The organism is Streptomyces sp. NPDC006283, assembly GCF_040613325.1.
In the GTDB taxonomy this organism is placed as follows: domain Bacteria; phylum Actinomycetota; class Actinomycetes; order Streptomycetales; family Streptomycetaceae; genus Streptomyces.
On the sequence record NZ_JBEXRZ010000180.1, the window covers coordinates 1 to 14826 of the forward strand.

The window sequence follows — 14826 nt, forward strand, 5'->3', positions numbered from 1 at the left end:
CGCCCGCGATGTGGCCGGTTCCCGAGAAGTACGTGAACACGACAGCCATCCCCGGTCGTCGCGCTGCCAGGTGTAGAACTGCTGCGCCATGGCGTCCTTCGGGCTGCGCCAGGTCTGCGGATCGTAAGCGGAGACGAAGGCGGAGAGCCGTTCGCTGACGTCCCGGAACTCCGGGTGCTCCGTCACCTTGGCGATCGCGGGACCAGGAGGCTGGTCCGACTCGATCAGATGGAGGTAGACGTCGCCGAACTGGAACAGGCTGCGCCGTCGGACCCCGACGAGGTGCGGCAGCTCACCTCTGTCGGAGGCCGCGAACACCTCGGCGATGTCGGGGGCGGAGCCCGGTGCCATCCGGGCGACGATCAGGGCTTGGTGCATCGGGTGGTGTCCCTTCGGATGCCGTGGGCAGGCGTGTGTCAGACCGCGTTCACCGGGGCGGCGGAGTCCTTCGACGCGCCGCCGAGCCGGGCACGCTGCTCGATCTTGTTGCGGATGAGGTCCATCTGGATCGGGGAGTTGCGGTTGATGTTGCCGGTCATCCACTCGTCGTCGACGGGGGCGTCCGGCTTCATCGCGAAGTCCTGCGTCCAGCGCATGCGCACACCGCGGGGCGTCTGCTCGTACTCCCAGCGGATGTTCATGTACTGGAAGGGGCCCGTCTCGACGCGGCGGGCGGTGACCGTGAGCGCCGCACGGTCGGCGACGCGCTCGGAGACCCAGCTCCAGACGCGGCCGTTCTCGTCGGGGTACATGGTCAGCCGGAACACCGTCCGGTTGCCCTCGCGCTCCATCACCTCCACGGACGCGTACTCGCTGAACAGCTGCGGCCAGTGGTCGAGGTCGTTGGTCACCTCCCACACGAGGTCGAGGGGTGCGTCGATGACGACTTCGTTCTCGGTGTGTCCGGGCATGTCAGGCTCCTGCCATCAGTGAGTTGTTGACGAGGTCGAGGAACTCGCGCGGGGTCTTGCAGCGGTCCGCGTCGGGCGGCAGCGGCCGGGCGTACCGGTTCTCCAGCTCGCCCACGATGCCCAGCAGCCCCAGCGAGTCGAGGCCGTAGACCTCGAACGGTGTGTCCGGCCGCTGGCCCATCTCGTTCGGGTCGACGGCGATGCCGGCGCCCTTCTTCATCAGGGCGGCCAGTTCGTCGACGGTGAGTTGTGCTGTCATGGCGACGTTCTCCTTCTCACGAGGCGGTGTCGTCGGCGCCGCGCCTCAGCACGAGCGCCGCGTTCGAACCCATCAGTCCCCGGCTCAGCACCAGCGCCGTGCGCAGCTCGGCGGGCCGAGCCGTGCCCGTCACGACGGCCAGGTCGTGGCAGACGTCGAAGACATGAGGGGTGGGCGGGACCACGCCGTGCTCCAGGGCGAGCACCGCGGCGGCCGTGTCGAGTACCGGCGCTCCGCAGTACGCCCGCCCGGTCCCGGTCTTGGGCGCGGTCACCGGCACGCGCGTGCCGTGCGGCCCGAGCGCGTCGGCGATGGCCAAAGCCTCGGCCCGGTCGGCCTCCGGCAGGCCGAGCGCGTCCGCGAAGACCACGTCGATCTCCTCGGCCGCGCAGTCCGCGGCCTCCAACGCGCCGCTGATGGCCCGTGCCAGCCCCTCGCGGGACTGCTCCCACCGGGAGGCCCCGGTGAACGTCGCCGCGTGGCCGGCGATGGTCGCGCGGATCTGTGCGCCTCGCCGGCGGGCCGCTGTCTCCTCCTCGACGACGAGCATGCCGCCGCCCTCGCCGGGGACGAAGCCGCACGCGTTCGCGGTGAACGGCCGGTAGGCGCGGTCCGGGTCGTCGCACGTGCTCAGCTCGCGGTAGCCCAGCTGGCACACGATCGAGTACGGGGCCAACGGCGCCTCGGCCGCGCCGACGACGACGGTGTCGGTGCCCCGCCTGATGGCCCCGGCGGCGTGCGCGAGGGCATCGAGCCCGCCCGCCTCGTCGCTGGCGACGACGCCACAGGGGCCCTTGAACCCGCCGCGGATGGAGATCTGCCCGGTGCTCGCCGCGTAGAACCAGGCGATGGACTGGTAGGGGCCGACGTAGGTCGAGCCCTTCCCCCACAGCCGCTGCAGCTCGCGCTGGCCGAATTCGCCGCCGCCGGAGCCGGCCGCGGTGACCACCCCCACGGCGTACGGGTTCTCGCCGGACGCGCCACTGGTCATGCGCGCGTCGGCCAGCGCCATGTCGGCCGCCGCCATCGCGAAATGGGAGAACCGGTCGGTCTGGACGAGGAAGCGCTGCTCGACCATCGTCTCCGGGTCGAAGCCGCGCACCTCACCGGCGATGCGCAGGGGCAGGTGGTCGCAGCCCTCGCGGGTGACTCGGTCGAGGACGCTGATGCCCTCGACGGTGGACTTCCAGAACGTCTCCGCGCCCACGCCGTTGGGGGCGACGACACCGATGCCGGTGACGACGGGGCGCCGAGTCTGCCGTGAGCCGGGGCTCATCGTGTCCTCCCGCCTGGTCGGGTGAGGACGACCGCGGACTGGAAGCCGCCGAAGCCGCTTCCGACGGACAGCACACTCCGCAGCCTGAGGGGGCGTGCGGTGCGCGGCACGTAGTCCAGGTCGCACTCGGGGTCGGGGGTCTCGTAGTTGGCCGTCGGCGGAACCACCTGCTCGGCCAGGGCCAGTACGCAGGCGACGAGCTCGATGGCGCCGATGGCACCGAGGGAGTGGCCCACCATGGATTTGATGGAGCTCATCGGCACCTTGTAGGCGTGCTCCTTGAGCGACCGCTTCACTGCGGCCGTCTCGTGCCGGTCGTTCTGCTGGGTGCCGGAGCCGTGCGCGTTGACGTAGTCGATGTCCGTCGGATCGATCCGCGCGTGGTCCATGGCGTCGTCGATCGCGCGGGCCATCTCCATGCCCTCACGGGTCAGGCCGGTCATGTGGTGGGCGTTGCCGAAGGTGGCGTACCCGCCTATCTCGCAGTACACGTGCGCGCCACGGGCACGCGCGTGCTCGAGCTCCTCGAGTATGAGCACGGCACCGCCCTCACCCATGACGAACCCGTCCCGGTTGGCGTCGAAGGGACGCGACGCGTGGGCCGGATCGTCGTTGTTGGGGGAGGTCGCCTTGATCGCGTCGAAGCAGGCCACCGTGATCGGGGATATCGGCGAGTCCGACGCACCGGCGATGCAGATGTCGGCCCTGCCCTCCTCGATCGCGTGGAAGCCGTAGCCGATCGCGTCGAGACCGGAGGTGCAGCCTGTGGAAACGGTTTGCACGGGGCCCTGGACGCCGACGAGTTCGGCAACCTCGGAGGCGAGAGCGCTGGGCGAGAAGGCCCGGTGGAGATGGGGCGCCGCCTCGCTGTGGTCGACGTCCCAGCGCCGTCCCGTACTGCTGACCTTCACATAGTCGCGCTCCAGCCGGGTCGTGCCGCCCACCGCGGTGCCCATGGACACCGCGGTCCTCCACGGGTCCGTCGCACCCGCGTCGAGACCGGCGTCCGCCATGGCCTCACGCGCGGCCACGAGGGCGAACTGCACGTACCGGTCGGCGCGTTGGGCGTCCGCAGCACCGAGGCCGTGGGCCGCAGGGTCGAAGTCGACCTCGGCGGCTATGCGCGAGCGGAAACCTGTCGGGTCGAACAACGTGATACCGCGGGTCGCGGTCCGTCCGCTCGCCAGCAGGTCCCAGAATGCGCGGGTGCCCACACCTCCGGGTGCGACGATGCCGACGCCGGTCACCGCCACACGCCGGGTCACGACACCGACCCCGTTCGTTCCGGCGGGCGGTGTGCTGCGGCGCCTTCCGCCGCGGGGGTCTCCTCCGTGTCGACGTGGCCGAGCTCCGGCCGCGGGGCGAGGGGCCCGAGATGGAAGACCATGCGGGCCTCGGTGCTGCCGACGTTGCGGAAGCGGTGCCGCACGTAAGGGGGGATGAGCAGACCCTGGTCCGGCCGGATGGCGAAAGGCTCGCCGTCCAGGTCGACTTCGAGCTCGCCGGCGACGACGTACACGAACTCCTCGGAGTACGGGTGGTAGTGCTCGCCGATGCGGTCACCGGGTTCGACGATGGCCAGGCCCATGAATCCGCTGGTGGCACCCACGGCGGTGGGGGTGAGCATGGCGCGAAGATCGCCTCCGCGCCTGCGGTTGGGCTGGGTCTCGCTCAGGTCGACGATGCGATGAGGTGTGGTCATGACTGGTTCCTCCACAGAACCTTGCGGCGTGCGAACGTCGGGGTGTCGCACGGCAGCCGGCGGCCGGGTGTGCGGGTCAGAGGGCACGGCGGTCGGTGATCAGGCGCATCTGCGCGTTTTCGAGGAGACGGAGCATCGTCTTCTCGTCGGGGCTCGAGTTGTCGAGGCCGAGCGCCTCGACGTCGAGCAGCTTCGTCAGCACGGCGGGCTTGCGGGGGCCGAGAGCGCCCACAGCGGCCGGCGGGTCGGAGTCGAGGGGGCCGCGTACGTCGACGAGGCGTACGACGATGTCGTCGCGCTGGAAGACGGTGCTGCTGTCGATGTGGGACCCCGGGAGGTCGGCGGCCACCTCGTCCTGGCCGGCCAGGAACCGGGCGAGGGCCATCCCGCATCCCGGTTTGGCCGGGTAGAGGATCGCGTGCCGTTCCACGTCTTCGGCCGGGGTGCCCGCGGGTGCCAGGTGGTGGACCGCGGGCAGCGCGGCGCGGGTGAAGAACAGCCGGGCCGACTGCGGGTCGTCGAGGTCCCGGTCCTGGACCAGGTAAGGGTTGATGGCCTCCTCGACCGCCCTGATCTCGGGCTGCCGTGCCACGTGGCGCAGCGCCGCGAGCAGGTCGCCCTGCACCTCGAGGGTCCGCACGACGCGGTTGCCGTGCATGAACAGGGTGGTGCGGCGCAGCCGGGTGGTGTCGTCGACCTGGGCCTGCGGAGAGGTGTAGCCGGCGAGGATCTCCGCCACGGTCCTCTCGCTGCCGGGCTTGACGGTGAAGGTGAGCGCATGGCGCACCACGCCGTCGCCGACCCGGGGGAAGGGCTGCAGACCGCCGACGGCCTTGCGGGTGGCGGTGGCGGAGGCATGCACGCCGCTGGTCTCGCGCAGGATGCTGAAGCGCAGCGACCGCGTGTCACGCACGCAGTCGTGCAGCGGCCGCACGGTCTCGACGTGCTCCTCGCTGTTCACCCAGGCGAGGAACGGCGGTGCGCTCTCCCATTCGCTGGTGATGAGCCATTGCGACGGGTTCTCGATCGACTGGCAGAGCTGGTCGCTGAGATGACCCGGGACGGCCGCGACCTGGTTGCGCATGTGCTCGTACGCCGTGAGAAAGCGCTGCTGGGCGCCGTCCTGGAGATCAAGCAGCAGTACGACCCGGAGCCGGGAGCCGTCGAATGCGGACTGAGACACACGTTCGGACAGCATTGTCATGTTCCACGCATCTCCTTGTCAGTGAGGCCGCCTGTGAGACAACGCCGGCCCTCGGAGGATCCGAGCGAGAGACCCGGCGCATACGGACGGCAATCCACCCTTTGACGCGATGTGGTGGTCCGGCTTCGATCCTGGGTCGGTAACACGGGTGGCGCGAGATGTGTGCACCAGGTGGGTGAAGGGGCGAGCCGATGCCCTCCCGCGCGGGCAGGAAAGGCGGGCATGGAGACGCCAATTCCCTACCGGCGGTTGGAGCTGGAGCACTGATGGAAGAGAACGCAGAACAACACCGCGTACCGGTCCTCATCGTGGGCGGTTCCCTGGTGGGCCTGTCCGCATCACTTTTCCTTGGCCGTCTCGGCGTCCGGCACATGCTGGTCGAGAAGCACGCGGACACCTCGAGGCATCCGCGGGGCCGCGGCAACAACCTGCGCACGATGGAGGTGTTCCGCTCGGCCGGCGTCGAGGAGCTGATCCGCGAGGCGGCGTCGCTGCTCGCCGACAACCACGGCATCCTGCAGACTCCCGAGCTCGCCGACCCCGACGCAGGCGAATGGCTGGTGCGGCAGATCGACGAGAAGGGCCCGCCGACCGGGCGCATCAGCCCCTCGGCATGGTGCGTGTGCAGCCAGAACGACCTCGAGCCGGTGCTGCTCAAGGCCGCCCGCAACAACGGCGGAGACCTGCGGTTCTCCACCGAACTGCTCTCCTTCGAGCAGGACGCGGACGGCGTCACCGCCGTCGTCCGCGACCGCCGGACCGGCCATGACAGCACCGTCCGCGCGGACTACCTCATCGCGGCCGACGGTCCTCGCAGCCCTGTCCGCGAACGGCTCGGCATCGGACAGACCGGCCCCGGCGACCTGTTCCACAACGTGAGCATCACCTTCCGCTCCACCGGCCTCGCCGACGTCGTCGGCGACCGCCGCTTCGTCGTCTGCTACCTCACCGGCCCCGCCGCGGAGGGCGCACTGCTCCCGGTGGACAACGCCGAACAGTGGGTCTTCCACGCCCCCTGGCAGCCCGAGAGCGGCGAGACGCTCGAGGACTTCACCGACGAGCGCTGCGCCGACATCATCCGCGCGGCGACCGGAGCGCCCCACATCGACGTCGAGATCACCGGCAAGGCGCCGTGGCACGCCGCGGAACGCGTCGCGCAGCGGTACGCGCACGGCAGGGTCTTCCTCGCGGGCGACTCGGCGCACGAGATGTCACCGACCGGAGCGTTCGGCTCCAACACCGGGATCCAGGACGCGCACAACCTCGCCTGGAAGATCGCGGCCGTGCTCGACGGCTCCGCCGCCCCCGCCCTGCTCGACTCCTACGAGGCGGAACGTCTGCCGGTCGCCCGTGCGACCAGCGCCCGCGCCTCCGCCCGTTCCGTGGAGCACAGCCACCCCGGGTACGCGCCGGCTCCCGGCATGGCGGGCGGCCCCAAGGGCGGCCTGCTCCCCGTCGCCCTGGGCTACCGCTACCCGCGAGGCGCCGTTCTCGGCACCGACCCCGACATGCCCGTCATCCCGGCGAAGATGGACCTCACGGCCGCACCCGGCAGCCGGGCACCGCACATGTGGCTGCAGCATCCGGGCGTGGGACGCCGGCTCTCCACCCTGGATCTCTACGAGCGGTCCTTCGTCGTACTGACCGGCGCCGGCGGCAAGGACTGGTACACGGCCGCCGAACTGGTCGCCGCCCGGCTGTCCATCGCCATCGACGCCTACCGGATCGGAGAGGGCCCGGAGGCGGACCTGGTCCCGGAGACCAACGCGGACTGGGCGGAGACCCACGGCACGAGTCCCCAGGGCGCGGTCCTGGTGCGTCCGGACGGGTTCGTCGCATGGCGTTCCCCCGGTGCGGACCCCGACCCGGAGGCGGCGCTGTTCAACGCCCTGGCATCGCTGCTCCACCGCACCGCCTGACCCTCCACGGGCGCCGGCCCGCCCCGCGCCGTTGGGTGCGGGGCGGCGGGCCCCGTCCAGCACCCGCATCCCGCCGGGGCTTTGGGCCCCACACGGATGGACGCATGGTTCGACAGCGTCTTCGAACCCGCCGCACGGGATGATCCGGTCGGAGCTGAACGGCGAGCGGGTGTCCGCCCGTACTGCTCCCCGGCGGCGGTGTCCACGTGGCCGCGCCGCCGAACGGCCGTCAGTCCACGCCAGGGCAGGAAGGGACATGCTGTGACACCGTCATCCCCGAGGGACCGACTTGCTTCGCTCCGTGCCGACCTCGAGCAGCGCAATCCGGCGCAGCCCGAATTCCACCAGGCGGCACGCGAGGTGCTGGACACGCTGGCGCCCGTGTTCACCGCGCGTCCCGAGTACGCGCAGGCGGGTATCGTCGAGCGGCTCTGCGAGCCCGAGCGGCAGATCATCTTCCGGGTGCCCTGGCAGGACGATCGCGGCGCGGTCCACGTCAACCGGGGGTTCCGGGTCGAATTCAACAGCGCGCTGGGCCCCTACAAGGGCGGACTGCGCTTCCACCCGTCGGTGAACCTGGGCGTCGTGAAGTTCCTCGGCTTCGAGCAGATCTTCAAGAACGCCCTCACCGGGCTCGCCATCGGCGGCGGCAAGGGAGGCAGCGACTTCGACCCGCGCGGACGGTCGGACGCGGAAGTCATGCGTTTCTGCCAGTCGTTCATGACGGAACTCCACCGGCACATCGGCGAGCACACCGATGTGCCCGCGGGCGACATCGGCGTCGGCGGCCGCGAGATCGGCTATCTCTTCGGCCAGTACCGCCGCATCACCAATCGCTGGGAGGCCGGTGTCCTCACCGGCAAGGGCCTGGGCTGGGGCGGTTCCGCGATCCGTACCGAGGCCACCGGCTACGGCAGCGTGCTGTTCGCGGCCGAGATGCTGAGCCTGCGCGGCGAGGAGCTCGAGGGGCGGACGGCCGTCGTCTCCGGCTCCGGCAACGTGGCGGTCCACACCATCGAGAAGCTCATCCGCAGCGGCGCCCACCCGGTCACCTGCTCCGACTCCGCCGGCTATGTCGTCGACGAGAAGGGGATCGACCTCGAACTGCTCAGGCAGATCAAGGAGGTCGAGCGCGCCCGGATCGAAAAGTACGCGGAGCGCCGCGGCGGCTCCGCCCGCTATGTGCCCGGCGGCCGGATCTGGGAGGTGCCCGCCGACCTCGCCTTCCCGTCCGCGACCCAGAACGAGCTCGGCGAACAGGACGCCCTCACCCTCGTGCGCAACGGCGTCAAGGCCGTTGCCGAGGGCGCGAACATGCCCACCACTCCCGAGGCGGTCCGCGTCCTCCAGCAGGCCGGTGTCGCCTTCGGCCCCGGCAAGGCGGCCAACGCGGGGGGAGTCGCCGTCAGCGCCCTGGAGATGCGCCAGAACGCGTCCCGCGACAGCTGGACCGCGGACCTGGTCGAGGCCGAACTCGCCGGCATCATGCGGGACATCCACCGCATCTGCCACGAGACCGCGGACCGCTACGGGGCGCCCGGCGACTATGTGACGGGCGCCAACATCGCCGGCTTCGAGCGGGTCGCGGACGCGATGCTCGCCCAGGGACTGGTCTGACGGACGGGGTACGCCGCCAGGGCGTTCACGGTGTATTCCGTGTGCGCCGACGAGTAGACCCAGCCGCGCTCAGGGCGTGAAGAGCACCTTGACGGCTCCGTCCCGCTTCTTCTGGAACATCTCGTACGCCTCCGGGGCCTTCTCCAGCGGTACACGGTGGGTGGCGAACTGCTCGACGCCGAGCGGATCGCCGTCCGTGACGAGCGGCAGCAGATCCGCCACCCACCGCCACACATTGGCCTGCCCCATCCGCAGCTGCACCTGCTTGTCGAACATGGTGAGCATCGGCATGGGATCGGCCATCCCGCCGTACACGCCGGAGAGCGAGACGGTGCCCCCGCGGCGTACGAGGTCGATCGCCAGATGGAGGGCGGAGAGGCTGTCGATGCCGACGCGCTTCATCATCCTGGCCGCGATGCCGTCGGGCAGCAGGGTGGTCATCTGCTGGGCACCTTTGGCCACGGGCGCGCCGTGCGCCTCCATGCCGACCGCGTCGATCACGGAGTCGGGGCCGCGGCCGTCGGTGAGGTCGCGGACCGCGTCCACGATCTTGTCGCCGTACTCCTCCAGGTCCAGGGTCCGCACGCCGTGTGCCCTGGCCCGCTCGAGCCGTTCGGTCACCAGGTCGATGCCGATGACCAGTCCCGCACCGCGATGGGCCGCGATACGCGTGCTCATGTCGCCGATCGGCCCGAGGCCGAGCACCGCCACGGTGCCGCCGGGCGGCACTGCCGCGTACTCTACCGCCTGCCATGCGGTGGGCAGGACGTCGGAGAGGTAGACGAACCGGTCGTCCGGCGGCCCGTCGGGGACGCTGATCGGCAGGGTGTTCCCGAACGGCACCCGGAGGTACTCCGCCTGGCCGCCGGGCACCTGGCCGTACAACTTGGTGTAGCCGAACAGCGAGGCTCCCGAGCCGTGTTCGCGGACCTGGGTGGTCTCGCACTGGGAGTGCAGGCCCTGCGCGCACATGAAGCAGGTGCCGCAGGAGACGTTGAAGGGAACGACGACACGGTCGCCGGGGCGTACCCGGGTGACCTCGGAGCCCACCTCCTCCACGATGCCCATGGGTTCGTGCCCGAGGATGTCGCCCGGGTCGATGAACGGCCCGAAGAGCTCGTACAGATGCAGGTCCGAGCCGCAGAGCCCGGTCGTCGTCACTTTGATGACGACATCGGTCGCCTCGCGGATCTGCGGGTCGGGAACGGTGTCCACGCGCACGTCGCGCTTGCCGTGCCAGGTCAGTGCTTTCATCACGTCTCCTTGTCCGCGTCCCTGGGCCGGTCTCCCGTTCCGGGTTCTGCCATGCCGCGGTGGGCTGCGGCCTTGAGCCTGTCGGGGAGCACCTTGTTGGCGAGCTCCTGCACCTTCGTCTTCACGGAGCCCGCGACGACCTTGTCCGAGCCGGCCATCACAGCGTCCAGGCCCTGTCTCGCCACCTCGGCCGGATCGTCCTTCTTCTGCTGTCCGACCTTGGTGTCACCCATGGCCGCCCGGCGGAAGAAGTCCGTCTCCGTCGGGCCGGGCATCAACGACGTGACGGTGACACCCGTGTCCTTCAACTCGTGTCGCAGCGCCTGGGCGAACGACTGCAGGAACGACTTGGAGGCGTTGTACACCGCCTGGAAGGAGCCCGGCATGGTCGAGGCGATGGACGACGTGATGAGGATCCGGCCCTCGTCGAGGTCCGCCATGTCGCGCAGCAGACGCTTCGCCAGGTGCACGGTCGACCGGACGTTGAGGTCGACGATCGAGAGCTCGTCGGCGAGATCGTTGTCGACGAACGCGCCGCCCCTGCCGATGCCCGCGTTCAGCGCGGCGACCGCGACGGGACGTCCGGTCCCACTGACCGCCTCATACAGTCTTTCTGTTTCGTCGTAGTCGCGCAGGTCCGCCCGGACCGTCTGCACGCTCGCTCCGGCGGCGCGCATCCGCTCCGCCGCTTCGTGGAGCCGTGCGTCGTCCTCGGCGTTGACGATCAGGTCGAAACCCCGCTCGGCGAGCTGTTGTGCCAGTTCGAAGCCGATGCCACTCGACGCGCCCGTGACAACGGCCAGGGGTTTGATGTCGGTCATGCAGCGCCGGGTACCCATGCTCCGGCTTTTCACCGGACCACCGCCCGGCACCTGGGGAAACGCGGTCCGTCACACGGAGTGGCTCACCCGAATGCAGTAGGTGAACGCGGCCCGGCGCCCGATCGCGGCCGACGCTGGTCGAGGGCCGGTGACCGGCCGAAGGGGCCCCGTCAGGCGCCCACACAGGGGCATCGCCTCGGCCCGCGGGGGACGTGAACCGGCCGACGCACGGCACGTATGGAGGAGAACGAATGAACGCCGCCTTCTCACGCACCTGGGAGCACGCCGTCGTCACCGGCGGGGCCGGCTTCGTGGGCTCACACCTGTGCACGGCACTGCTCGACGCCGGCGCGGCCGTCACCTGCGTCGACGACCTCAGCACCGGCCGGCCCGAGAACATGTCCGGCCTGCGCGGCCGCCCAGGATTCGCATTCGTGCGGGCCAGCGTCTGTGAGCCGATAACCGTCGACCGGCCCCCCGACCTGGTGCTGCACTTCGCCTCCCCCGCGTCGCCCGCCGACTATCTGCGGCTGCCGGTGCACACGATGGAGACCGGCAGCCTCGGCACGCGCAACGCCCTGGCGCTGGCCCACGCCTCAGGAGCCCGCTTCCTGCTCGCCTCCACCTCTGAGGTCTACGGCGATCCCCAGCAGCACCCGCAGAACGAGCGCTATTGGGGCAACGTCAACCCCGTCGGACCGCGCAGCGTCTACGACGAGGCCAAACGCTTCGGCGAGGCGCTGACCACCGCGCAGGCCGACGCCCACGGCACCGACACCGGCATCGTGCGTGTGTTCAACACCTACGGCCCGCGGATGCGCGGCTACGACGGCCGGGCCGTCCCCACGTTCGTCCGCCAGGCCCTGGCCGGTGAGCCCCTCACCGTCACCGGCGACGGCCGCCAGACCCGGTCGCTGTGCTACGTCGACGACACCGTACGAGGCATCCTCGCCGCCGCCGCCCACGGACTGCGCGGGCCGGTGAACATCGGCAACCCGACCGAGATCACCATGCTCGAACTGGCGCGTCTCGTCATCGAACTCACCGGATCCACCTCCGAGATCCGCTTCGTCGAACGGCCGACGGACGATCCCGCCGTGCGCTGCCCGGACATCACGCTCGCCCGCGACAAGCTCGAGTGGGAGCCCGGCGTGACCGCGGAGGAAGGTCTGCGGCGCACCATCGCCTGGTTCCGCGACCAGGGCGACCTGATCGGCTCCTGACCGGCCGTGACCCCCGGCCGGCGCCCCCGCGCTGCCCGGCCCCCCGGCCCGCACCTGCCCGCGTCGCCCGGCTTCCCGGCCGCCGAAAGGGACTGACATGCGCATTCTCGGAATCAACGCTCTCTTCCACGACCCCGCCGCCGCCCTCGTCATCGACGGGCGCACCGTCGCCGCAGCCGAGGAGGAACGGTTCTCACGGCGCAAGCACGGCAAGCGGCCGCTGCCCTTCTCCGCGTGGGAACTCCCCGAGCAGGCCGCAGCCTGGTGCCTGAAGCGGGCCGGACTGCGGCCCCAGGACCTCGACGCCGTGGCGTACTCCTTCGATCCCTCGCTCGCCAGGCCGACCGACACCATGGGCCTCGACGACCCCTGGGACCATCTGCGGCTCGCCTACGCACGGGAGGCACCCGGCTTCCTGCAGACCGCGCTGCCGGGACTCGACGCCGACATCGTCCGCTTCGTGCCGCACCACATGTCGCACGCCGCCTCCAGCGCCTTTGCCGCACCCGACGCCGACGGGTCCTCCGTCCTCGTCCTCGACGGCCGCGGTGAGCGCGCCTCGCACCTGGCCGCGCGCCGGGTCCACGACCGGCTGGAGGCTCTGCGCGCGCAGGAGCTGCCGCATTCGCTGGGACTCGTCTACGAGGAGTGCACCGAGCACCTCGGATTCCTGCGCTCCTGCGACGAATTCAAGGTGATGGCCCTCGCCTCCCACGGCACGCCCCGCATGCTGGGTGAACTGCGCCGGTACGTGTACCCCACCGGCGACGGCGGGTTCCGTGCCACCGGCGTGCCCTGGCACGAACTCTGTGCACCCCGCGGCCCCGAGGAAGCCTGGACGCAGGAGCACGCAGACGTGGCCGCGAGCGTCCAGGCCGTCCTCGAGGAGACCATGCTCGACCTCGTGCGCTGGCTGCACGGCCAGACGCACGACACTCTGCTCACCCTCGCGGGCGGCGTCGCACTCAACTGCGTCGCCAACTCCCGTATCGCCCGGGAGGGTCCGTTCTCCCGCGTCTGGGTCCAGCCCGCCGCGGGCGACGCCGGCACCGCGCTCGGCAGCGCCCTGCTGCTGGCGGCGGGCCAGGGGGACGACCCGGAGCCGATGAGCGGCGCCGACCTCGGCCGGGACTGGTCCGACGCGGAGCTCGGCGCCTGGCTGAAGACGGCCGCCGTGCCGTTCGACCGCCCGGCCGACATCGCCGCGACCGTGGCACAGGCGCTGGCCGGCAATGCGATCGTCGCCTGGTTCCAGGGGCGTTCGGAGTACGGGCCGAGGGCACTGGGCCACCGCTCGCTGCTCGCCCACCCCGGTCACGCCGGCAATCTGGAACGGCTCAACGACGTCAAGGGCCGCGAGCAGTTCCGGCCGGTCGCGCCGATGGTGCTCGCCGAACGGGCCCCGGAGATCTTCGACGGACCCGTGCCGAGCCCGTACATGCTCTTCGTCCACGATGTGGCGCCCGCCTGGCGCGAGCGGATCCCCGCCGTCGTGCACGTCGACGGGACCGCCCGCATCCAGACCGTCGAACGGTCGAAGGAGCCCCTGATCGCCCGCATGCTCGGTGAGTTCGAACGGCTCACCGGGCTGCCCGTCGTCGTCAACACCAGCCTGAACACGGCCGGAAGGCCCATGGTCGACGATCCGCGGGACGCCCTCGAATGCTTCGGCTCCTCGCCCGTGGATCTGCTGGCCATCGGCCCCTACGCGGTCCGGCGCGGCGACTTCTTCCGCCGCTTCGAGGGAACGGACGACACGGACGCCGCGGGGACGGGGGCCGCGCGATGACCGCCGACGGATTCCAGGGCCTGCGCTACGCCGTGGTGATACCGACCGTCGGCCGGCCCAGCCTGACCACCTGCCTGCGGGCACTGGCCGCCGCCACCGGCCCCGGGCCGGTACGGGTCGTCCTCGTCGACGACCGCCGCGGCGTCCCCCGCACCCCGCTCCCGGTCGAGATCCCGGCGACGCTGCGGCCCATCACCTCCGTGGTGCCGGGCCGTGCCCGGGGGCCGGCCGCGGCCCGCAACACCGGCCTGCGCGTGGCCGGTCCCGTCCCCTGGGTCGTCTTCCTCGACGACGACGTCGTGCCCGGTCCCACGTGGTGCGACGACCTGGCCCGCGACCTCGCGGCGGCGGACGGGCGGACAGCCGGGGTCACCGCCCGTATCGCCGTCCCCCTGCCGGCCGACCGCGCACCCACCGACTGGGAACGCAACACCGCCGGTCTCGCCACAGCCCGCTGGATCACGGCCGACATGGCCTACCGCCGGGAGGTCCTGGACGCCGTCGGCGGCTTCGACGAACGCTTCCCGCGCGCCTTCAGAGAAGATGCCGACCTCGCGCTGCGCACCCAGGCGGCGGGCTGGGTACTGGCGGCGGGCACTCGCACCACCACCCATCCGGTGCGCCCGGCCGGCCGCTGGATCTCGCTGCGCGTCCAGGCCGGCAACGCCGACGACGTGCTCATGAACCGGCTCCACGGCCGCGACTGGTGGCGGCGGGCGGACGCGCCACGGGGGCGTCTGCCCCGCCACCTCACGGTGACCGCCGCGGCGGCCGCGGGAGAGTCGGTCGCCGCCGCGGGCCGGCCCCAGGCGGGCTCGGCCTGCGCCGCGCGCAGGGGGGCAGGGTACGGC

Annotated in this window: 14 protein-coding genes; 5 read left to right on the forward strand and 9 right to left on the reverse strand. The window is 71.3% G+C overall.

All coding sequences use genetic code 11. The annotated features are described in order from the left end of the window. From ABZ070_RS27975 to ABZ070_RS28005, 7 genes are all read right to left on the reverse strand, one after another. Positions 1–378 (reverse strand): TcmI family type II polyketide cyclase (locus ABZ070_RS27975; RefSeq protein ID WP_356638106.1); only part of this gene is annotated, 378 nt, incomplete at its 3' end. Between the two features lie 38 nt (positions 379–416). Next, positions 417–911 (reverse strand): SRPBCC family protein, encoded by a 495-nt coding sequence (locus tag ABZ070_RS27980; RefSeq protein ID WP_356638107.1) that lies wholly within the window; start codon positions 909–911, stop codon positions 417–419. Position 912: 1 nt separating this feature from the next. Further along, positions 913–1170, reverse strand: a complete 258-nt coding sequence (locus ABZ070_RS27985; RefSeq protein ID WP_356638108.1) for an acyl carrier protein — start codon at positions 1168–1170, stop codon at positions 913–915. A 16-nt stretch (positions 1171–1186) separates the two neighbouring features. Then, positions 1187–2446, reverse strand: coding sequence for a ketosynthase chain-length factor (locus ABZ070_RS27990; protein WP_356638109.1), 1260 nt, complete (start codon positions 2444–2446; stop codon positions 1187–1189). Next, complete coding sequence (locus ABZ070_RS27995) at positions 2443–3711, reverse strand: beta-ketoacyl-[acyl-carrier-protein] synthase family protein (RefSeq protein ID WP_356638110.1); 1269 nt, start codon at positions 3709–3711, stop codon at positions 2443–2445. Before ABZ070_RS27995 ends, ABZ070_RS27990 begins: the two co-directional genes overlap by 4 nt. Then, positions 3708–4148, reverse strand: a complete 441-nt coding sequence (locus ABZ070_RS28000) for a cupin domain-containing protein (protein ID WP_356638111.1) — start codon at positions 4146–4148, stop codon at positions 3708–3710. Before ABZ070_RS28000 ends, ABZ070_RS27995 begins: the two co-directional genes overlap by 4 nt. A 76-nt stretch (positions 4149–4224) precedes the next feature. Continuing rightward, the gene (locus tag ABZ070_RS28005; protein WP_356638112.1) at positions 4225–5352 is read right to left on the reverse strand and encodes a SchA/CurD-like domain-containing protein; all 1128 of its coding nucleotides are present in this window, start codon (positions 5350–5352) and stop codon (positions 4225–4227) included. A 266-nt stretch (positions 5353–5618) separates the two neighbouring features. Between ABZ070_RS28005 and ABZ070_RS28010 the strand changes: the two genes are divergently transcribed. Together ABZ070_RS28010 and gdhA are read left to right on the forward strand one after the other, a co-directional pair. Next, on the forward strand, positions 5619–7271 hold the full coding sequence (locus tag ABZ070_RS28010; RefSeq protein ID WP_356638113.1) for an FAD-dependent monooxygenase: 1653 nt from the start codon (positions 5619–5621) through the stop codon (positions 7269–7271). A 261-nt stretch (positions 7272–7532) separates the two neighbouring features. After that, positions 7533–8888 (forward strand): NADP-specific glutamate dehydrogenase, encoded by a 1356-nt coding sequence (gene gdhA / locus ABZ070_RS28015; RefSeq protein WP_356638114.1) that lies wholly within the window; start codon positions 7533–7535, stop codon positions 8886–8888. 69 nt (positions 8889–8957) lie between these two features. On the opposite strand, the gene ABZ070_RS28020 is transcribed toward gdhA, so the two are convergent. Next, positions 8958–10142: a zinc-dependent alcohol dehydrogenase gene (locus ABZ070_RS28020; RefSeq protein ID WP_356638115.1), complete on the reverse strand. Its 1185-nt coding sequence runs from the start codon at positions 10140–10142 to the stop codon at positions 8958–8960. Beyond that, positions 10142–10963, reverse strand: coding sequence for an SDR family NAD(P)-dependent oxidoreductase (locus ABZ070_RS28025; RefSeq protein ID WP_356638116.1), 822 nt, complete (start codon positions 10961–10963; stop codon positions 10142–10144). The genes ABZ070_RS28020 and ABZ070_RS28025 overlap by 1 nt, the downstream gene beginning before the upstream one ends. Positions 10964–11214: 251 nt before the next feature. On the opposite strand from ABZ070_RS28025, the gene ABZ070_RS28030 reads away from it, so the two are divergent. The 3 genes from ABZ070_RS28030 to ABZ070_RS28040 all read left to right on the forward strand — a co-directional run. Beyond that, positions 11215–12186, forward strand: coding sequence for a UDP-glucuronic acid decarboxylase family protein (locus tag ABZ070_RS28030; protein WP_356638117.1), 972 nt, complete (start codon positions 11215–11217; stop codon positions 12184–12186). Positions 12187–12283: 97 nt separating this feature from the next. Further along, positions 12284–13975, forward strand: coding sequence for a carbamoyltransferase C-terminal domain-containing protein (locus ABZ070_RS28035; RefSeq protein WP_356638118.1), 1692 nt, complete (start codon positions 12284–12286; stop codon positions 13973–13975). Then, positions 13972–14826, forward strand: an 855-nt coding sequence (locus ABZ070_RS28040) for a glycosyltransferase (RefSeq protein ID WP_356638119.1), incomplete at its 3' end; no start/stop codon positions are given. The genes ABZ070_RS28035 and ABZ070_RS28040, both read left to right, overlap by 4 nt.